This is a genomic window from Beggiatoa leptomitoformis (assembly GCF_001305575.3).
GTDB lineage: Bacteria > Pseudomonadota > Gammaproteobacteria > Beggiatoales > Beggiatoaceae > Beggiatoa > Beggiatoa leptomitoformis.
The window spans coordinates 559,402-579,522 of sequence record NZ_CP012373.2; the positions used below are offsets into that span (position 1 = coordinate 559,402).

Consider the following 20,121-nt stretch of genomic DNA (forward strand, 5'->3'; position numbering starts at 1 on the left):
GTAGGTGGAGTCAAACGACTACTAAAGGAGGAGGGGAGGGAAATTTATTTAAATCGCAATTATAGCATTGACAATGCTAGGTCGGTGCGAATTTATTCCCCCAGTATGTTTGGGGCATGTTACTCAATAATAAATGATGTGGTCGTTAGAATAGGGATAGAACTTATCTTTATACTTCTGCAAGAAGTTTACTGTGTTTTGAATGCGGCGATTAAATTCGCATTTATTTCCAAATAAGAAACAAAAATAAGTATTAATTAGTTAGTAACGCATGATTTATTCTATCTTTTCTAAAAATGATTTTTATTTTTAGGTTATCATATTTATTGATTGTTTTAATCTGGTCGTTACAACGAGATATAGCCGATGCCAAATAAAGAATTTCATCACGCCAATTTTTTTACGACGTGTAAAACCTTGTTATGTGTTATTGGATTTGATGGTGGACTGAGACAGTTCAATCTCGCCTGGGAAACTGAACTGCATTATTCAACCAAAGAGCTAAGTGAATTTCTTTATCTGGATTTGATTCATCCAGAAGATAAAAGTATTACTAAAAATTATATAGATAAATTAATTACAGGTGCAGAATCTGCCGTTTTTACTAATCGAATTTTGCAAAAATCAGGTTATTATCGGGCTTATCTTTGGCATATTACCGCCTGTTTAAAAGAGTTTTCTTTTTACGCGGTCGGCATAGAAACCACAGAAGAAGTTGCCCGCCAAGAAATAGCCCAGCCTATGTCAGCAACAAATACGATAGATAATCAATATGCTTCGTTGTTTGATGTCGCGCCTTTATTAATTGTGCATAAAGATAAAGAAAATCGGATTATCCGTGCTAATCAGCAAGCCGCCCGTTTTTGGAAAACCACAACAGATAAATTAAGTGGTATATCAATGGATACGCTTATGCCTGAGGATGTCGACCATCATCATGCAGATGATTTGGATATTGTGGTGTCAGGGCAAGCAAAGCGCGGTATTTTGCAAGAAACACTTAATGGAACATTACAGATTGATAAGTTTCCCTATCGCAATGCGAACGGCAATATTGACGGTGTCGTATGGTTTGCTGTTGATATTACGGAACGTTTAAAAGTCGAGCAAGCCTTGCGAGAAAACCAGTCTTTATTGACCGCTATTTTTGAGGTTGCCGAAATTGGGATTGGTTTAACGGATAAAAATGGACGGTTTGTTAGAGTCAATCCTGCTTATTGTGAGATGTTTGGCTACCACCCGAATGAGTTATTGGGACAATCTTTATTAGCCGTATTTCCAAACAGCTTGCACAAAGAAGTACAAAAACTTTATCAAGATGCAGTTAGCGGTAGCCAATTTTTAGCACATGATGAGTGGGAAGGGCGGCACAAAGACGGGCATCATTTTGATATGGAAATTACAGTTAGTCGGCTGACACAATACAATAAACCGTTTGTTGTTACCCTTACTTCCGATATCACGCAGCGTAAACAAATGGTGCGGAGTTTACAAAACAGTGAAGCGCATTTGCGCATGATTGTAGAAAACTTGCCGATTATGGTTGATGCAATGGACGAAAAATATAATTTTGTCCTCTGGAATCGAGAATGTGAGCGGATTACAGGCTATACCGCCAACGAAATGCTTCACAACCCGCAAGCATTAGAAAAAATTTACCCCAATGTAGATGACCGACAAAAGCTAGTAGAAGCGTTGAGTAATGTTTTACACACCAATCCGGGTTATCGTCGCCGTGAATGGCAGATGACTTGTAAAGATGGGACTCAGAAAATCATTGCGTGGTCTATCAACAGTAAAATTAAAATTCCGGGGTTCGCCGTGTGGGGAATTGGCGAAGACGTGACCGAGCGGGAAAAAGCGTTACAACAATTACAACGCAGCGAAGAATCTTTGCGTGAAAGCGAAGCACATTTAAAATTTGTTATTGAAAATCTGCCGATTATGGTTAATGCCGTGAATGCGGAAAACCAGTTTGTGTTATGGAATCGAGAATGTGAACGCATTACAGGTTATTCAGCCGCAGAAATCATTGGCAACCCTGATGCCTTAACATTGCTTTACCCTGATGCGGATTATCGGCAAAAAATGCTTGCGCATTTTCAGTTTATTTTAGAACAAAATCCGGGGATACATTACAGTGAATGGACAGTCGTTTGTCATGATGGCATACAAAAAACCATTTCATGGGCAGTCAATAGCAAGATTAAAATTCCCGGTTTTGCTGTGTGGAGCATTGGTGAAGATGTTTCAGAGCGAGAAGAAGCACTGCATATTCTTAAAACCAGCGAAGAACGTCTAAAACAAAGTGAAGTACATTTAAAGTTTGTGATTGAACACCTACCCACAATGGTTGATGCCCTAGACACTAAGGGCAATTTTTTACTCTGGAATCAAGAATGCGAACAAGTAACTGGGTATAGTGCTAAGGAAATGATAGGCAACGCGCGCGGCTTAGAAAAACTTTACCCCGACCCCCAATATCGACAAAAAATGCTAGATGCAGTACAACGAGTTGCAAAAGAAGACCCCGGCTATAGACGGGGTGAATGGGTTGTGCGCTGTAAAGATGGTAGCGATAAAAATATTGTTTGGTCAGTCAACAGTAAAATTAAAATTCCGGGATTTCCCGTATGGGGAACAGGTGAGGATGTTACTGAACGGCAAAAGATTTTAAAACAACTAGCCGATAATGAAAGTCGTTTACGCTCATTAGTGGAAAATATCCCCATTATGCTCATGGCATTTGATGAAAAAGGGCAAATTGTCTTGTGGAATCGCCAATGTGAACAAGTAACAGGATTTCCTGCTGAAGACATTGTCGGCAACCCAAGTGCATTAGCCATGCTCTATCCACAACCCGAATACCGCAGCTACCGCACTAAACCCTTGCAATATATCTCGCCTTATTGGCAAAACGATATGACTTGCAAAGACAGCAAACTGAAAACCATTGCATGGAAAGACGTTTCTAATCAGTTTCCTATGTCAGGCTGGGCAAAATGGATAACGGGCGAAGATGTGACTTTTCGCAAAAAAATTGAACAAAGTATGGGGATTAATGACGGCTTATTAATTGCGGCCCTCAACAGTATTGATAGTGCCGTATGCGCGACTAACTCGCTAGAAAAAATCGTTTATGTCAATCAAGGGTTCTGTGACTTATTTGGCTACACAACTGAAGAACTCTTAAAAATGAGCATTAAACAGATTATGCCTTCTGATAGCCGTGGGAGTTTTGTGGCACGACACTACTTCAGCTTTTACACAGGCGCACATGGCAGTTTTTATGAAGAAACGCACCATGCGTTTCATCATGATGGACACATTTTTAAAGTCAAACTCAACGCCCACCGTGTGAAGCAAGAAAAAGAAGTCCACATTTTATGGATTGTTAATTATCTTGATGGTTAGCACAGCTCTTTTTAAACAGCAGAACTAGGCGATAACACCCGAACAGGAAACAAATATGAACGCTGAATTTTGGCACAAACGTTGGGAAAGAAATCAAATTGGTTTTCATCAAACCGAGATTAATACCCATCTACAAACCTACTGGCAAGCCTTAAATCTGCCTAAAGGGGCATCTGTTTTTGTACCCTTATGCGGTAAAAGTTTGGATATGCTCTGGTTATTAGAACAAGGTTATCGAGTATTAGGAATAGAATTAAGTAAAGTTGCCGTGCGCGATTTCTTTACAGAAAACAATCTCACCCCCACGGTAACAACCTATAAAACCTTTAATCGTTGGGCAATGGATGAAATAGAAATTTTATGTGGTGATTTTTTTCACCTCACCCCCACAGAACTACAAACATGCACCGCTATTTATGACCGCGCTTCTCTCGTCGCCCTGCCACCAGAAATGCGTAATGACTATGCACAACAACTTGCAACATTGTTCCCAACAAACACCCAAATACTTTTAGTCACGTTTGAATATTCCCAAGCAGAAATGCAAGGCCCTCCTTTTGCAGTTCATGCCGATGAAGTCACACAACTTTATCAACAACATTTTACCATTGAACAAGTTGCCCACACCGATATCCTCAACGAAAACCCCCGCTTTCAAAAATTGGGTGTGACGCAAATGCAAGAAAGCGTGTATCTATTGCGTAAAAAATAGGCAGTACTCATAAAACAGCAATAAACACAAACCTTGTTTAAACCAAGATTCCTGTTACGACCAAAAACCCAAAATAAGCAACATAAATACAATAGTGCTTACATGATAATCGCTTAAATCCCCTGCTATATTATTATCAAACACCATAGGGAGTTACAATATTATGCTTACATCGCAATTACATAACATCATAATTGATGTAGAAACACACTATATTGATGAACAATCTGACCCAGAAATTGCCCGTTACGTATTTGCTTACACCGTCACCATTCGCAATATGGGCAAAGTTCCTGCCCGTTTAGTAACCCGTCACTGGGTTATTACCGATGCAAACGGTAAAGTGCAAGACGTTCGCGGAGAAGGCGTTGTCGGCGAACAACCCTATTTACGCCCGGGAGAAGGGTTTCGTTACACCAGTGCTGCGATGATAGAAACCCCTGTTGGTAGTATGGAAGGGAGCTACCAAATGGTTGCAGATAGTGGCGAACAGTTTGACGCACCCATTAACCCCTTCAGTTTGGCACAACCTCGCACCTTACACTAAGCCTTATACCCATGAGTCACACGCTAAAATACAGCTACACTTTACTTGCACCGATTTACGATGCAATTGTGGACTCTCCAACGCGGGCGACACGTCATCAAAGCCTAACGCAATTGAATGACGTAACCGCCCAAACAATTTTATTATGTGGTGTGGGCAGTGGCTTAGATTTTCCTCATTTACCCCTTGGCGCAAATTATGTTGGTATCGATTTAACCCCTGCCATGTTAAAACGCGCTCACCAACGTCTAACACCTCGCCTTTCTACGAAATTACATCAAGGCGATGTTATGCAACTGCCCTATCCAAACGCCTGTTATGACCAAATTATCATGCACCTTATTCTGTCCGTTGTACCTGAACCACAACGCGCTTTAAACGAAGCAATGCGTGTCGTCAAAGCAGGGGGCAAAATAATCATCCTTGATAAATTTTTACGCGCAGGACAACACGCCCCCATTCGCCGTCTTATCAATCCCCTCATCAGCAAAATAGCAACCCGTACCGATGTTGTTTTCGAATCCTTACAACGTCCCGTAGAAGTAACATTACTTAGCGACAAACCCGCCCTATTAAATGGATGGTTTCGCTATATAGTCCTAGAAAAAACAGTTGTTCATAACGATATTTCAACCAACGAATAAAACAAACTACAGAAAAGAATCTTTAACAATATTCTGATACCAATTTTCCGTATATAAGGCTTCTAACTGCTTGTTTGACTCAGGTTTACTCACGCCAGCAGAAGCCTTAATTTCTGCAACTTTCTGTTCTGCATCTAACGCATAAACTGAGGTCACAGAAATAGCATACTCAGGATTTACAAGGCTATAACACACGTTTAACCACGTAGGTTTAGGCGGAGCAACCTCATTTAACAACGCAATAACCGCCGCCGCACAAAACTTCGCCTGAGAATTTGCAGACGAACCCGATTTTGGCATTGCACCCGCGATACTTGCATCACCAATCAAATGAATAAACGGATATTTCTTTGATTCCCACGTCTGCGCATCAACAGCACACCAACCCGTTTCATTACTCAACCCAGCCGTTTGAGCAATTATTCCCGCTTGCTGAGGGGGAATTACATTAATAACATCCCCCTTATGCTTTTCTCCAAACTCACTGATGAGCGTCTTATTTTTCACATCCACCTGCACAATTTTGCCATCCTTAGATGCAGGAACCCATTCAATTAAACTCTGTGCAGTACCATAACCATACAAATTCGCCCATGCTTTTTCAAATAACCCCTGTTTAGAAAAATTATCCTTAGCATCAAATAAAACCAATTTAGACTTAGGCTTATTCGTTTTTAAATAATGTGCAATTAAACTTGCGCGCTCATAAGGACCGGGAGGGCAACGAAATGGGTTTGCAGGACATACCATAAAAACCTTGCCCCCATCAGGTAACGCTTCTAACTGCTTACGCAATAAAGTTGTTTGCGCACCTGCTTTCCACGCATGAGGAAGCAACTCAGCCGCTGCCTCATCATACCCTTCTAACCCATTCCATTTAATCGCAATACCGGGTGCGACAATTAAACGGTCATAAACAAACTTATCCCCTTTTTTCGTCGTCACGCTTTTTGCGTCGGGGTCTATCGTCGTCACAAGGTCTTGTACCAATGTCACACCATGACGACTGTGTAACGCACCTCTATCCCATGTAAGCGTAGATAACTCACGAAACCCACCAATCACCCAATTACTTGCAGGACAAGTGATATATTGTGGATTTTCATCAATCAGTGTAACTTGCACACTTGCATCAAACTTCCGTAAATACTTAGCAACCGTTGCCCCTGCAAAACCACCCCCAACCACAACCACCTTTTTACCGCTCGCCTGAGCGACTTTATTATCCGCGTTGGCACAACCCGCGATAGCTAAACCACTTATGCCACCCGCTAAGGATAAAAAAGCTCTTCTGTTCAATGGTTTCATGATAGTTCCTTATTTTAATTCAGCATAATAATGTGCAATGGCGGTTAGTTCTTCATCAGTAAAGCCCTTAGCCACTCGATTCATAATCGTCCCCACTTGTTTATCGGCTTTAAATGCCAGTAAAACCTGCTCTAAATAAGCAATCGGTTTAGCCTTTAAACTTGGTACGCTCCCCTGACTCAGCCCCTCTTCACCATGACAAACATTACAAGTATTTGCCTGAATTTCTAAAGAACTGGGTACAGCCAGTAATGCAGGGGTAAATAAAAATAAACCCATGCTGAATATCATCTGTTTGCCGATAGACATTTGCAGAACACTCCCTAAACAAATAATTGAAGTATTCATTAGATAAAAATAACGCCGTGTTTACCAAGAATATTTGGTTATTTTGGTATTCAGAATAAATTAGAAGGAGATTAAAACCGAGGGGATTGACTGCGGAGAATGCAGGATGTATTAAGCGCATTTTTTTATACGGTAATGCGTCTTTATTTTGTCAAGCTATAGAATAAAAACAGCCTATTACGCAATGTTAATGCACCCTATGCTGACGACTAACGAACAGGTTTGTGCAACTTTCTATACTGGAGTTGTGGCGTATGGCTTGCTATGCTGTTTTCAATTATGCAGACTCCCCCACCATTACTTTAAAAACGCAAAGGAGTAGAGGCTATGGATTTTGGTATTCGCCATAAAGTCGCGCTGGTTGTTGGTTCTTCTACAGGATTAGGGTTTTCAACGGCTCAAGTTTTGTTGCAAGAAGGTGTAAAAGTTGCCATTTGTTCACGGACACAAGAAAAAGTTGATAAAGCCGTGAGCACGTTAACCGCACAAGCAACAACTGACCAACAGGTTTATGGCATGGTTGCTGATTATACTAGCCCGCAACAATTGGATATTTTGCTAACCAATGTGCAGGAAAAATTAGGCAAAATAGATATTTTAGTTTGCAGTTCGGGTGGACCTATTCCCGGTACAGCAACGGAGTTTGATAGCAACGACTACGCAAAAGCGATAGAAAATAATTTACTAGCCATGATTCGTTTATCGGCATTGGTATTGCCAAATATGCAAAACCGTAAATGGGGGCGCATTGTTTATATTACGTCTTCTGCCGCTGTACAACCCTTACCTAATCTAGCCTTGTCTAATGTTGCTCGCAGCGGGCTTCATGCGTACTCCAAAAGTTTAGCCACTGAAGTTGCAAAAGATAATATTACCGTGAATTGTGTGATGCCCGGTAGAATTAATACAGATAGAATCATGGACTTAGTCCGCCTGCGTGCGGAACAACACCATCGGCATTTAAATGAGGAAATGGGACGCGATTTTGAAGCGATTCCCGCAGGGCGTTACGGTCAGCCACGTGAGTTAGCCAACTTAGTGGGTTTTCTCTGTTCTGATTGTGCTTCTTATATTACAGGAAGTGCCATTGCAGTAGATGGTGGTGCTATTGCGGGTTTACGTTAGCTGTCGGCTGATTTATTTTCTTAGACGGGCATTATGAATCATTTTATTCAACAATTAGTTGATGATTTAAAAGAGTTCTCTGTGGAGTTGCTTGATCCCGGATTACACACAGGACAACAAATTTCAGCAGGGTTGGGGACGGTTGCTAGTACGGCGGCGTTGCTAAAATCTATTGATTTCCTAACAGGTTTAGTGCCAAAGCTGGTCAGTGAGTTGCAAACAACAGATACAACCCGCAAAGTAACTGTTCATTATACCCCTGTGCCGAAATATGGGACGTTTTCCCCTCGTGCGAGTGACTATCAACAAGATACACAAAAACGTTTATTGCCATCACGGTGGCTAACAACCTTATCTATTGCCGAAATGGATATGCGTCCATTACGTTGGTTATTATATTTATTAGAGTTACAACAATCTGCTTTAAAAAATTTAGAAACGCGCACGACTAAATATATTGAAAACTCATTGCTAACACAAAAAGGGGATTCCGCCTACGCACAAAACGACCGCGCTACCTTATTAAATATGCGCTCTCGCTTGACTGACGCAGAAGTAAAACTCAATAGTGCGCGGACATTACTCTTACGGACAGTGCAAATTCGTTTTATGCCATCGCCAAATTTGCCATCTCCCTATCCGCGTTCCGCATCATGGTTGTACTTACGCCGTTATGCACAACAACTGTTACATCCTTCCGAGTTTTTACCTGGATTTTTATATAATTTACTCAATGGAATGGTAGAGGTTGCGGATACCCCCTATCTTTATCAACGTTGGTGTGGGGTAAAGCTATTACAAACGTTTGAAACATTGGGCTGGCGATGTTATGACGACCCGATTGGTGCTTTATTTTTGGGGGGTGAAATTCGCCTGACAAAAGCAGATGTTAGCATTAGCTTGTGGGTTGAACCGCGATTTACAAAACGAATGCCACACCGTAGCGGGTTTATCTGTCGCACCTCAGCAGAAACCCATCCCGACTACATGATAGTAACTCCCGGCCCAAGCGGGGTGGATGCCTTTATTTTAGACCCAACGACAACAACTAATAATGAAATTCGCCACGGTAAATCACGCTATCTCAATACGGTAGAAGCAACAGGAATGGGAAAAGTAGCGGGTAATCCTGTGGTACGTAATCCTTTACGCGCATGGTGTGCCGCACCGATGCACATCCCCCACTGTGAACTAGATGATCCTGAAGGACGTACTGGGACAGTTCCGATGCACCCCTTAGATTGGTCTGAAGCCCCTTTAAAATCATGGGTAAAAGACATTAATGATTATGCGATTGCATGGGGGCGTTTAAATGGACTGTCTGCATAGTCGATAAATAGCAGCTATTTTGTTGTTATTAAACAGCTAAACATTAACAACTAACTATAAATTGGACTATTATGCTATCAATTAGCCGTTTAAATACCACCGATAACACTTTTTGGTCACAACTGAATACTTTATTAGCGTGGGAAACTGTGTCTGATGGAGTGGTTATCCAAACAGTGCGCGATATTATTCACGATGTTCGTCTGCGTGGAGATGTTGCCCTTGTTGAATATACAAATCGGTTTGACCGACGCGCGATACAACATATTGAAGATTTGCGCGTACCCGATATACGCTTACAACAATCCCTCACAACCTTAGAAAAAAACCAGCGTAAAGCCCTAGAAAAAGCAGCCGAGCGGATTCGTGCTTATCATCAACGTCAACTCCAAGATTCATGGCACTATACCGAACCCGATGGCACTGTTTTAGGGCAACAAATCACGCCTTTAGAACGGGTTGGGATTTATGTACCGGGGGGGAAAGCGGCTTATCCCTCATCTGTATTAATGAATGCACTACCTGCTAAAGTCGCAGGGGTAAAAGAAATTATTATGGTTGTGCCAACGCCAGATAATATTATGAATAATATGGTATTAGCGGCAGCCGCGATTGCAGGGGTTGATAGGGTATATAGCATTGGTGGGGCGCAAGCAGTCGCCGCCTTAGCTTATGGCACAATGACAATACCCAAAGTAGATAAAATCGTAGGCCCTGGTAACATTTACGTTGCAACGGCAAAAAGCATGGTATTTGGTACAGTTGGCATTGATATGATTGCAGGCCCTTCAGAAATTCTTATTATTTGTGATGGACAAACTGACCCTGATTGGATTGCGATGGATTTATTTTCTCAAGCCGAACACGATGAGCAAGCACAATCTATCTTACTGAGTCCTGATGCCGCTTTTTTAGATGCGGTACAAGACAGCATGAATAATTTACTCGCGCAAATGCCACGCGCCGATATTATTCGCACGTCTATCCAAAATCGCGGCGCATTGATTCAAGTCAAAGATTTGGCTGAAGCTGCTGAAGTCGCTAATTTTGTAGCCCCTGAGCATTTAGAACTGTCTGTTGCAGAACCGCAAGAATTAGTGAAAAAAATCCGTCATGCAGGCGCGATTTTCATGGGTCGCTATACCGCAGAGGCATTAGGCGATTATTGTGCAGGACCTAATCATGTTTTACCCACATCGCGCACGGCGCGTTTTTCTTCCCCTTTAGGGGTTTATGATTTTCAAAAGCGGTCTTCTATTATTTTCTGTTCAGAAGAAGGCGCGCACAAATTAGGGCAAATCGCCACAACACTTGCACAGGGTGAGGGCTTAACGGCACATGCTCGTTCAGCAGAATATCGAGTGTTGCAAGGTATGTTAGAAGGAATGGATAAATAGCTTTTTTGCGACAGTAAAGATGAATCATGGATACCACCGCTTAACGCAGTGGTATCTGTACTACTTTTATTCAGGTCTAATTATTCTGATAATCCTGATTTAGCTGGTTTTTTATCTAACTAAATAAGGTCTTTCGGTTAATTTATCACCAAAAGAGACGGTTTTATGCGGCGATTTGGTGTTACTCAATAAGGTATGAATTTGGTCTAGTAACACATCACCGCCATAGCTTTCTTTTTTAATAATCGTTTCTACATAGCCATTTAAATTAGCTTGGTCTTCAGCACTTAACTTTGTTGCGGTTAAGACAACCACAGGAATATCACGCCATTCAATTTTTTCCCGAAAATAAGAAATAAATTCAAATCCATCCATCTCAGGCATTAATAAATCTAACAAAATTAAATTTGGTTTTTTGTATGCCAATTGCTCTAATGCAACCCGTCCGTTTTCCGCCTTATATACCCGCCAGCCTTCTTGTTTTAACATTTCTGCCATGCGTTCACGGGTGGTAATTTCATCTTCTACAATCATTACAGAATGCGTTCCTGCACCAATATGATATTTTTGTAAAATAGATGAAAGTTGTTGACGACCCACAGGCTTCATTAAGTAGTCCGTCGCCCCTAATGCAATGCCTTTCGGTTGTTCATCTTCCATAGAAATCATAAAAACAGGGATTTCAGCTAATAAGGGGTCATTTTTAAGGGCAGACAGTACATTCCAACCATCCAGCTCGGGCATTTTCACATCCAGTAAAATTGCATCTGGGCGTAATTTTCTGGCTAATTTTAGCCCTTCATCACCATCTTCAGCCGTTGCAACACTGTAATTTAAGCGGGTTAAATAGCTTTGTAATAGTTCTCTTACCAATAAATCATCATCAATGACCAAGATAATGCCACTATTGGCTAATAGCTGTTGAACTGCTTCTAAATTCTTTTTTGGCATAGAAGGTACATCTAGTTGTACTTCTACAGGGAGATGAGTAGTAAAAACACTGCCCTGACCAAAGGTGCTTTCAACATGAATGCCACCGCCCATCATTTCAATAAATTCTTTGGTAATTGCTAACCCAAGCCCTGTGCCACCATAACGACGGGTGGTGGATGCATCCGCTTGGCTAAAGGGTTTAAATAACTTGCGTTGTTGTTCTGCTGTCATGCCTATGCCGTTATCGCTAACTTGTAACATAAGCCAATCACTAGGCTGTGCCGTTTGTCGCTCTACTTTGAGGGAGATAACGCCATTTTCAGTAAATTTTGTTGCATTACTGAGTAAATTAAATAAAATCTGGCGTGTTTTAACAATATCGGCATAAATATTATCTACCTTATCCGCAATTTTTAATTCCAGACGATTATGATTTTGCTCTAATAAAGGCTTAATAGTATCAACTACTTCCTTAACTAAGGTTTCAATTGTAAACCGTTCTAAAGAAAGTTCCATTTTGCCTGATTCAATTTTGGATAAATCTAAAATATCATTGATTAATCCTAGTAGGTGCTTGGCAGAAGAGCGAATTTTTTGTAAATCAGGCGCGAAATTTTCTAATCCTTCGTCTAAAGCATCTTCTAGTAAAATTTCGCTATAGCCGATAATCGCATTCATGGGTGTCCGCAATTCATGGCTCATATTGGCAAGAAATTGGCTTTTCGATAAATTTGCCGCTTCTGCCTGTTCTTTAGCTTTATTTAATTCATCGGTGCGTTCCGCGACTTTTTTTTCTAAATCATTAGCATAAATAAGTAATTGTGTATCACGACAAGCAATCTCTTGTTCTAATTTTTCTTGTAGCCGATGTAGCGCAACATGTGTGCGGACACGCGCCAGTAATTCTTGTTCTTGAAAAGGTTTATTAACATAATCAACGCCGCCCACTTCAAAGGCTTGCAGACGATTTTCTGCTTGGGTCAACGCGGAGAGAAATAGAACGGGAATAGTTGTTAAACGTGCGTCAGCTTTTAAACGACGACAGGTTTCATAACCGTCCCATTCGGGCATGGTGACATCTAATAAAATTAAATCGGGCGGTGTTTCTTGGGCAATGGTTAACGCAGATTTACCTGTTTTTGCTAATAAGACAGTAAAACCATTCTGTTGTAAAACTTGGTTTAAAAAAGCAAGGTTAGTTAGCGTATCATCCACCACTAAAACAATTGGTTTATTGCTATTCATAAATAAATCCTTGATTAAAATGCAAAATAACATTGAATGAGTAGTGCTAATATGAGACGGTCTGAATTAGGATTAACAATTTCAAATAACGCCTGTTATTTTGTTGTTAGCTTAAACAGAGAAGGGATTTAAAACCCTTAAAATCTTCCTTCTCCCTCCGTTACGAGGAAATAAAAGAATCGTTTAAAAAATAGCTCACTGAGTTTAATATATTTTTATCAGTGTTCTGCCTGTCATACGATTTTCAATATATTCATTAAAAACGGTTTGAAGTTGTGTAAAATCAACTTCATGTGTGATAATTTTATCTAGCTGTTGAGGATGTAAGTCTGTTGCTAATCGTTGCCATAGTTGTAGGCGTAGTGCGCGTGGGATTTCATCACAATTGATGCCTAATAAATTAATTCCACGAAGAATAAACGGCATAACGGTCGTATTGACATCAATACTGCTAGCAAGCCCAATCAGCGCAATATTGCCGCGCGGTTTTAATGTACGGGTTAGCCATGTGAGTGTTTGCCCACCTAGGTTGTCAATTGCACCTGCCCATAAGCCTTTTTCTAGTGGACGAGTACCATAGTCCACTTGTTGGCTAAACAGGATTTCTGACGCGCCTAGTTGGTGTAAATAGTCGGCTTGTTCCGTTTTACTGGTTAAGGCGGTGACGTGATAACCTAATTTTGCCAACATGCTAATGGCTAAACTCCCTACCCCGCCTGTTGCGCCTGTAACCAAAATTGTCCCTTTATCAGGTGTTTGCCCGTTGTCTTGCATACGTTGAATCGCCAGTGCTGCTGTAAAACCTGCCGTACCAATCGCCATCGCTGTGCGTAAACTCAGCCCAACAGGTAATGGCACAACAAATTCCGCAGGGACACGTACATATTCAGCATATCCGCCGTCTCGATTTTCCCCTAAACCGCAACCTGTCACAAGAACGGCATCGCCAACCTGTAAGGCTGTGTTGGTACTTTGTACCACAGTGCCCGCAACATCAATGCCACCGTTTAAAGGAAAAGATTTTAAAATTTTTCCTTTTCCCGTGGCAGCAAGTGCATCTTTGTAATTAATATCAGAGTAGGCACTTTTGATGATAACCTCGCCTGCACTGGTATCGTCTATGTCTAACGTGGTAAAGCGGGCAGAAATAACGTTATTTTCATTAAAAATTCTAAAGGCTTTAAATGGTTGCATGGTTTATTCACAACTCACTGTTGTTACTGTAAACGTGATTAATGTCGGGTCTGGTACGGCAGTTAAAACAGCATTGCACAGCGCGTCATTGACGTAAACTGCGGGAATGGTGACTGTTCCTGTTGTCGCTGAATAGGTTGATGTACTTGCTAATGTTGTGTTGTTGATTATGGGTGTTAGTTGTGTTACTGCAAAGGTTAAGGCTTGGCGGTCGCTGAGTGCTTGTAAATCAACGTTAAAGCGACTGATTTCCCCATTATCATTGCTAATAGAAACAAGGGGAAGATGCAACACCCCCGTGTCTAGTGCATAACTAGATTGTTGAATGCTTTTAACAACTTGTTCTGCAATAATATTATGTACAATTGTTGTCGGATGTTTTCTGTCCCAAAACAGATAAGTATCAGGTGCATCACATACTTGTAGCGTATCTTCTTGTAAGCATTCAGTAGTGAGATTACTTAACCCTGCATTGTCAGGCGTTGTGATTAAATTACGTAATGTGGTAAAAATATCTACATAAGCAATAGGATAACCTAATGCTTCAAGTTGTGCGTAAAGTTCTGCATTGTAACGAACAATAATATCGGTAAATTTTCCCGTTGTATTTTCTGCCTGACCTGCAGGCGTTAGCCCTAAATCGGGTACATTAATAACAACAATATAACGTGCGCCTGCATTATGTAATTTTTCAACCGCAGTACGCATATTAGTTGCAATCTGTTGAATATCATCATCTGTAGCGTTGCTACCGACAGAAAAAAAATCATTACTGCCCGCCCAAACAAAATAAAGCCCCGTTGTATCTGCTTGTGGCGAGGTGCGTAGATAATTACTCACTTGTAATTGCAAGCCTTGTGGCAGGGCTGAACTGCCTGTTTCCGCGCCACCCCATGCAAAGTTAGTACTTGCGTTGTATGATAATTGCAGTTTTTCTGCTAAGTATTCAACCCATACTTGCCCATTAGAAAAACGTCCTGCACTGTATGGCGGGGAAGTAGGTATTTTTCCACCCGTTAGTTGGTAAATCCGTCCTGTATCTGACAAACTATCGCCAAAGACATAAATTGCTTTATACGGCTGTGCAAGACTAATGGTTGTTTGTAACGCAAGAACAATCAGTAAGAAACTTGTAAAATATCGCATAATTATCCTCAATAATTAAAAATTGGCAGTCCTAATCTATGTCATAAAAAGGACTGAATTAAACCTTTTCAGTTTTAAAGTATAGAGAAGGTAAAATGCACGTTCATACTAATTTTGTCCATAAAATAGGCGTGCAAGCCACCAAAAAATAACCCTTATTCCTAACTTATGAAAATTGTACTGATTAGTGATACTCACGGCTTTCACCATGATATTAAACTCCCCGAGGGAGATATATTAATTCATGCAGGTGATATTTCAGAGCATGGTACGTTTGCAGAAATTCGTGAATTTGACGCTTTTTTAAGCACATTGCCACATCGTTATAAAATATTTACTGCGGGTAATCATGATTGGGCATTTTACCAACGCCCTCAAGAAGCGGTTGCACTTATAAAACACGGTATTTACCTACATGATGAAAGCATAGAAATTGAAGGGTTAAAAATCTATGGGTCAGCATGGCAACCCCGTTTTTTAAACATGGCATTTAATCTCAGTCGTGGACAAGCACTTGCAGAAAAATGGCAGCTAATTCCAACGGATACAAATATTCTTGTAACACATACCCCCCCTTATGGAATTGGTGATATGGTTGCAACAGGGGAACATGTTGGCTGCGAAGCATTACGCACCGTAGTGCGCCAGTTACAACTTCAATTACATGTTTTCGGACATATTCATGAATGTTATGGCTATTATCAAGATAAACAAACAGCTTATGTTAATGCGGCGAGTTGTAACCTCCGTTATTCCCCCCGTAATTTACCCATTGTGATAGAAATCTAAAATCGATAATTTAGTTATGGTAAATTAAACCGCCTTCATTGAAAAATAAAAGTATTTCTGTATAAATACAATAAGATAATTATTTAAAAAATACGCTGAACTCAGGTTAATACCAGCATGATTATCACAATTAACCTGTTTTGCCTATCGGTTATTTATCGCCTATTCCAAATGTCCGATTGTTATATAATGACATTTTCTTGACCGCTAAAGAAATAAACTCATGATAATTACTGCTTCTGAAGAAAATACCCCGTTAGTATTAATTGTTGACGATGACGCAACAATGCGACTCTTAATGCGACATACGCTTAAAAAAGCGGGTTTCCACGTTGAAGAAGCAGGTGATGGACTGCCAGCACTCCAAATTTTTAGAGAAAAAAAGCCTGATATTATCCTGCTTGATGTCATGATGCCCGGTATGGATGGTTACAGAACTTGTGCAGAAATTCGCAAAATACCAGGCGGGGAACACATTCCTATCCTCATGGTCACAGGTTTAGACGATATGGAATCTATCAACCAAGCATACGAGGCAGGGGCAACCGATTTTATTACCAAACCCATCACCTATCCGCTATTGGGGCATCGTGTGCGCTATGCCTTACGGGCAAGCCAAGCAATGGCAAATGTGGGTAAAAGCCAAGCCAGTTTGGCACATGCGCAAGCCATTGCACATTTAGGTAATTGGGAATGGAATCTTGCTGAAAATACAATGCTTTGGTCAGATGAAATCTATCGCATCTTAGGACTTAGCACCCATACAGAAAATGCAACGACCGTTAAACCCAGCATAGAATCCTTATTAAAACAGGTGTATCCTGAAGACCACGCCTTGTTTTCTAGCCAGATAGATGCCGCAGTTAAAACGGGAAATACCCTGAGTTTTGACCACCGAATTTTAATGCCTGATGGGAAAGTCCGTATTGTTCATGAACAAGGTGAAATCATGTTTAATGAACAGGGGATTGCTATTTTAATGAATGGGACAACGCAAGATATTACTGAACGAAAATCAGTAGAAAATGAATTAGCTCAATACCGTAACCACTTAGAAGAATTGGTTGAAAAACGCACCGTTGAATTAACAGGTGCAAATGCCCAACTCCGTAAAGCCAAAGAGCAAGCCGAACAAGCAAATGAATTAAAAGATAAATTTGTATCGTTAGTTGCGCATGATTTACGCTCACCACTAGCGGGTATTATTTCCGCCTTAGAATATCTTTATACCGATGACGAAGCCCCCTTAAATGAAGATCATCAGGATATTGTACGACGGTTATTAGAAATTGGTAAATCTGCTATACACTTAATTGAAGATGTTTTAAATATTAGCCGTTTAAAAACGGGCAAATTAACGCCAAAACCCAAGTTTTTAAATGCGCGACAAAAAGTTGAAAAAACCATTAATAATTTAAGTTATCTTGCCAAACAAAAAGGCGTAGAACTGGTTAATGACGTGCCTGACGATGTACGCTTATTTGCAGATATCGCACTGTTAGGTGAAGTGATGCAAAACTTGGCTTCTAACTCCATCAAGTTTTGTAAAAAGGGCGATATCGTACGATTTTTTGTTCCCGCTGACCGTCCTTCAACTATCGGTGTGCAAGATACAGGCATTGGTATTCCTGCGGAAAATCTTCCTAAACTCTTTAAAATCGAAGAAAAAACTTCAACCACAGGCACTGCAGGTGAAAAAGGAACAGGCTTTGGTTTACCTTTTAGCCAAGATATTATGTTGGCACATAATGGCGGATTAACGGTTGAATCAGAACTGGGTAAGGGAACTACTTTTTTTATTAATTTACCCCTGATTACACCAACTGTATTAGTCATAGACCAAATAGACAATGAACGGGCTACGTTAAAAAACTTGCTACAACAATTTTCTATTCGGGTGTTAGAAAGCACTAATAAAGAAGAGGGATTTACACTTGCAGAACAAGAAGTTCCACATCTTATCTTTTGTGATTTAACCGACTGTGAATTAAATAGTACGGATTATGTAAATCGGTTAAAGCAAAATCCAGTGACTAAAGATATCAGTCTCATCATGATGAGTACCCTGACAGATGAAACCATTTTGAATAAACTGGTTAATATGGGGGTTGATGATTTTTTACGTAAACCGCTTGATAATTCGGAAGTTATTAAACGATTAGAAAATATATTACTCATACCACCGCCTGTGAGCTAACAATGTCTAACCCCGCCATTTTCTCAAAGAAAAATTTTTTTTGGCTAGGATTTTTCGGTATTCTCATTGTACTCGGGTTATTTGCTATTTTTGCGAGCATACGCGGTAGTAAACAATTGGCGGAACAAAAAACAGCGGACAAACCACCGTTGCTAACCACTATCATTAATGGAAAAACGCTACCCGTTAGTAAAATTGGAAAATTATCCCCTGTCATACAGTCTGAAATAGACACTCAACGACAACAAAAAAATACCGCTTTACAACTTTATATTCAGCAAGAAATCGACAACGCCTTTGAACCCGCATTGCAAAATATTCCACGATTTACCGATTGGTATTATTCCTTAACGGGTGAATATTCCCGTTATTTGAGCGCGGTTACGGGAGATATGGGGGAATATCTTGCGGACAAAATGCAAGAAACCATTTTTGCTTCAGCGCATTTAAACAGTTTGTTAGACACAAAACAGCAGTTATTTGATCAACACTTGACCCAGCAATTACAAGAAACCAGCGAGAGCTTAAAACAAACGTTATCTAACTTTCTGACACAAAACGAATTGACACCACAAGCGAAAAACACCAACGTTATTATTAATGATACAGAGCATAATCTAAATTTAATCAGTGTATTAGACAAACATCTTGCCATTACTTCGGTTGATATTGGTAAACAAGTGGTGAGCGGATTAGCAGGAACAGCCATTGGCGTTGTTGCTGTAAAAGGCTTAGGCGCGTTGGTTGTGAAAAAAACGGTAGCGAAAGTGGCGGGAACGAGTTTATTTAAAACAGCTAGCGTATTGTTGACAAAATTGATGGCAAAGGCGGCAGTAAAAGGCGGCGGCGCAGGAACAGCAGCCATTGGCAGTGCTGCTATTTGTAGCCCGTTAGGACCTGTGGCAGTGGCTTGTGGAGCCGTTGCGGGTATTGCAACATGGTTGTTGGTGGACGAGGCGTTTATTCAGTTGGATGAAGCACTCAACAGAACAGCATTTGAAGCGGAAATTCGGCAAGCAATTATCAACCAACGCGAAGAGCTAAAAACAGCACTCGTCTCAACGTATCAAACAGTATTTGAGCAACAACTCAATATGTTAGGAACAGACATATCGCAACGCATTCAGCAAATCGAACAAAAGTTCGTTCCAGCAGAGGCGGTTAGACAGTAAAACGGGCAATTCATTTCAAAGGGGATTATTCCCCCTTCTCCACTACAAGGTAGCTTCTGATATCAACCCACGTTGTAAAACGGGCAAATCCCGCGCTGTATGTTTGTAATCAGGGAGTTCTTGTAAACATTCTTTTAAAATACAATGCGCGTGCTTACCACATTGCCCACACTGTCCTGCTACGCCCAATGTTTGGCGGAGCTGACGCATACTGCAAACACCCTGCGCTGTAACAGCTTCACGAATGTGAGTATCAGTAACACCATAACATAAACAGACATACATAATTAAGCACCTATTTACAAGATGTAAGTTGAGTATTCTACCTGTTTGCAAGTATAGGTCTAAATGAGAATCATTGTCAACTTTGTTTGTATTAAAGCCCGAAACAGGGTGTTTTTTGTTGCAAATCCAACATTACTCACAACACACAATAAAAACAATACAACTTAACTTATTGTTTATTTAAATTAAAACTGGTTATCTGAACAATAACTGTTATTGAATAAAGCGTGACTAGTTTAGAAGTGCAAGTTATATACCGCTGTGTGCTACTGGGGTATGTTGAAAAAATGGGGGAAATAGATAATCGATAGACAAGAAAAAACCCACATATTATGT

Annotated in this window: 16 protein-coding genes; 10 read left to right on the plus strand and 6 right to left on the minus strand. The window is 40.5% G+C overall.

Annotation, left to right across the window (positions count from 1 at the left end):
- Positions 1 to 366 precede the first annotated feature (366 nt).
- The 4 genes from AL038_RS02475 to AL038_RS02490 all read left to right on the plus strand — a co-directional run bounded on the left by AL038_RS02475 (position 367) and on the right by AL038_RS02490 (position 5,317).
- Positions 367 to 3,414, plus strand: coding sequence for a PAS domain-containing protein (locus AL038_RS02475; RefSeq protein WP_062148520.1), 3,048 nt, complete (start codon positions 367 to 369; stop codon positions 3,412 to 3,414).
- Positions 3,415 to 3,469: 55 nt separating this feature from the next.
- Positions 3,470 to 4,126, plus strand: coding sequence for a thiopurine S-methyltransferase (locus AL038_RS02480; RefSeq protein ID WP_062148523.1), 657 nt, complete (start codon positions 3,470 to 3,472; stop codon positions 4,124 to 4,126).
- Positions 4,127 to 4,289: 163 nt separating this feature from the next.
- Positions 4,290 to 4,673, plus strand: coding sequence for a Co2+/Mg2+ efflux protein ApaG (gene apaG / locus AL038_RS02485; RefSeq protein ID WP_062148526.1), 384 nt, complete (start codon positions 4,290 to 4,292; stop codon positions 4,671 to 4,673).
- 11 nt (positions 4,674 to 4,684) lie between these two features.
- On the plus strand, positions 4,685 to 5,317 hold the full coding sequence (locus AL038_RS02490; protein WP_062148529.1) for a class I SAM-dependent methyltransferase: 633 nt from the start codon (positions 4,685 to 4,687) through the stop codon (positions 5,315 to 5,317).
- A gap of 6 nt (positions 5,318 to 5,323) precedes the next feature.
- Here AL038_RS02490 and AL038_RS02495 read toward each other — a convergent pair whose 3' ends face one another.
- Together AL038_RS02495 and AL038_RS02500 are read right to left on the minus strand one after the other, a co-directional pair.
- Positions 5,324 to 6,625 carry an NAD(P)/FAD-dependent oxidoreductase gene (locus tag AL038_RS02495; protein ID WP_062148532.1) on the minus strand — a complete coding sequence of 434 codons (1,302 nt, stop codon included), beginning with the start codon at positions 6,623 to 6,625 and terminating at the stop codon, positions 5,324 to 5,326.
- A gap of 9 nt (positions 6,626 to 6,634) precedes the next feature.
- Positions 6,635 to 6,973: a c-type cytochrome gene (locus AL038_RS02500; protein ID WP_145917044.1), complete on the minus strand. Its 339-nt coding sequence runs from the start codon at positions 6,971 to 6,973 to the stop codon at positions 6,635 to 6,637.
- Positions 6,974 to 7,300: 327 nt separating this feature from the next.
- Here AL038_RS02500 and AL038_RS02505 point away from each other — a divergent pair, with 327 nt between their 5' ends.
- The 3 genes from AL038_RS02505 to hisD all read left to right on the plus strand — a co-directional run bounded on the left by AL038_RS02505 (position 7,301) and on the right by hisD (position 10,824).
- Positions 7,301 to 8,098, plus strand: coding sequence for an SDR family oxidoreductase (locus AL038_RS02505; RefSeq protein ID WP_062148538.1), 798 nt, complete (start codon positions 7,301 to 7,303; stop codon positions 8,096 to 8,098).
- A gap of 33 nt (positions 8,099 to 8,131) precedes the next feature.
- Positions 8,132 to 9,427 carry a hypothetical protein gene (locus AL038_RS02510; RefSeq protein WP_062148542.1) on the plus strand — a complete coding sequence of 432 codons (1,296 nt, stop codon included), beginning with the start codon at positions 8,132 to 8,134 and terminating at the stop codon, positions 9,425 to 9,427.
- A gap of 71 nt (positions 9,428 to 9,498) precedes the next feature.
- On the plus strand, positions 9,499 to 10,824 hold the full coding sequence (gene hisD, locus AL038_RS02515; protein ID WP_062148545.1) for a histidinol dehydrogenase: 1,326 nt from the start codon (positions 9,499 to 9,501) through the stop codon (positions 10,822 to 10,824).
- A gap of 111 nt (positions 10,825 to 10,935) precedes the next feature.
- On the opposite strand, the gene AL038_RS02520 is transcribed toward hisD, so the two are convergent.
- The 3 genes from AL038_RS02520 to AL038_RS02530 form a co-directional block, all read right to left on the minus strand.
- The gene (locus AL038_RS02520; protein WP_062148547.1) at positions 10,936 to 13,002 is read right to left on the minus strand and encodes a response regulator; all 2,067 of its coding nucleotides are present in this window, start codon (positions 13,000 to 13,002) and stop codon (positions 10,936 to 10,938) included.
- A 204-nt stretch (positions 13,003 to 13,206) separates the two neighbouring features.
- Positions 13,207 to 14,196: a YhdH/YhfP family quinone oxidoreductase gene (locus AL038_RS02525; protein ID WP_062148550.1), complete on the minus strand. Its 990-nt coding sequence runs from the start codon at positions 14,194 to 14,196 to the stop codon at positions 13,207 to 13,209.
- Between the two features lie 3 nt (positions 14,197 to 14,199).
- Positions 14,200 to 15,342 (minus strand): SGNH/GDSL hydrolase family protein, encoded by a 1,143-nt coding sequence (locus tag AL038_RS02530; RefSeq protein WP_062148553.1) that lies wholly within the window; start codon positions 15,340 to 15,342, stop codon positions 14,200 to 14,202.
- A gap of 168 nt (positions 15,343 to 15,510) precedes the next feature.
- On the opposite strand from AL038_RS02530, the gene AL038_RS02535 reads away from it, so the two are divergent.
- From AL038_RS02535 to AL038_RS02545, 3 genes are all read left to right on the plus strand, one after another.
- Complete coding sequence (locus tag AL038_RS02535; protein WP_062148555.1) at positions 15,511 to 16,131, plus strand: metallophosphatase domain-containing protein; 621 nt, start codon at positions 15,511 to 15,513, stop codon at positions 16,129 to 16,131.
- A gap of 223 nt (positions 16,132 to 16,354) precedes the next feature.
- On the plus strand, positions 16,355 to 18,328 hold the full coding sequence (locus AL038_RS02540; protein ID WP_062148558.1) for a response regulator: 1,974 nt from the start codon (positions 16,355 to 16,357) through the stop codon (positions 18,326 to 18,328).
- A 2-nt stretch (positions 18,329 to 18,330) separates the two neighbouring features.
- Complete coding sequence (locus tag AL038_RS02545) at positions 18,331 to 19,500, plus strand: hypothetical protein (RefSeq protein ID WP_062148562.1); 1,170 nt, start codon at positions 18,331 to 18,333, stop codon at positions 19,498 to 19,500.
- 42 nt (positions 19,501 to 19,542) lie between these two features.
- On the opposite strand, the gene AL038_RS02550 is transcribed toward AL038_RS02545, so the two are convergent.
- Positions 19,543 to 19,785: a bacterioferritin-associated ferredoxin gene (locus AL038_RS02550; RefSeq protein ID WP_083991399.1), complete on the minus strand. Its 243-nt coding sequence runs from the start codon at positions 19,783 to 19,785 to the stop codon at positions 19,543 to 19,545.
- Positions 19,786 to 20,121: the final 336 nt, after the last annotated feature.

Coding starts and splice junctions, on each gene's coding strand:
- AL038_RS02475 (WP_062148520.1), top strand. CDS start 367: ATGCCAAATAAAGAATTTCATCACGCCAATTTTTTTACGACGTGTAAA.
- AL038_RS02480 (WP_062148523.1), top strand. CDS start 3,470: ATGAACGCTGAATTTTGGCACAAACGTTGGGAAAGAAATCAAATTGGT.
- apaG (WP_062148526.1), top strand. CDS start 4,290: ATGCTTACATCGCAATTACATAACATCATAATTGATGTAGAAACACAC.
- AL038_RS02490 (WP_062148529.1), top strand. CDS start 4,685: ATGAGTCACACGCTAAAATACAGCTACACTTTACTTGCACCGATTTAC.
- AL038_RS02495 (WP_062148532.1), bottom strand. CDS start 6,625: ATGAAACCATTGAACAGAAGAGCTTTTTTATCCTTAGCGGGTGGCATA.
- AL038_RS02500 (WP_145917044.1), bottom strand. CDS start 6,973: ATGAATACTTCAATTATTTGTTTAGGGAGTGTTCTGCAAATGTCTATC.
- AL038_RS02505 (WP_062148538.1), top strand. CDS start 7,301: ATGGATTTTGGTATTCGCCATAAAGTCGCGCTGGTTGTTGGTTCTTCT.
- AL038_RS02510 (WP_062148542.1), top strand. CDS start 8,132: ATGAATCATTTTATTCAACAATTAGTTGATGATTTAAAAGAGTTCTCT.
- hisD (WP_062148545.1), top strand. CDS start 9,499: ATGCTATCAATTAGCCGTTTAAATACCACCGATAACACTTTTTGGTCA.
- AL038_RS02520 (WP_062148547.1), bottom strand. CDS start 13,002: ATGAATAGCAATAAACCAATTGTTTTAGTGGTGGATGATACGCTAACT.
- AL038_RS02525 (WP_062148550.1), bottom strand. CDS start 14,196: ATGCAACCATTTAAAGCCTTTAGAATTTTTAATGAAAATAACGTTATT.
- AL038_RS02530 (WP_062148553.1), bottom strand. CDS start 15,342: ATGCGATATTTTACAAGTTTCTTACTGATTGTTCTTGCGTTACAAACA.
- AL038_RS02535 (WP_062148555.1), top strand. CDS start 15,511: ATGAAAATTGTACTGATTAGTGATACTCACGGCTTTCACCATGATATT.
- AL038_RS02540 (WP_062148558.1), top strand. CDS start 16,355: ATGATAATTACTGCTTCTGAAGAAAATACCCCGTTAGTATTAATTGTT.
- AL038_RS02545 (WP_062148562.1), top strand. CDS start 18,331: ATGTCTAACCCCGCCATTTTCTCAAAGAAAAATTTTTTTTGGCTAGGA.
- AL038_RS02550 (WP_083991399.1), bottom strand. CDS start 19,785: ATGTATGTCTGTTTATGTTATGGTGTTACTGATACTCACATTCGTGAA.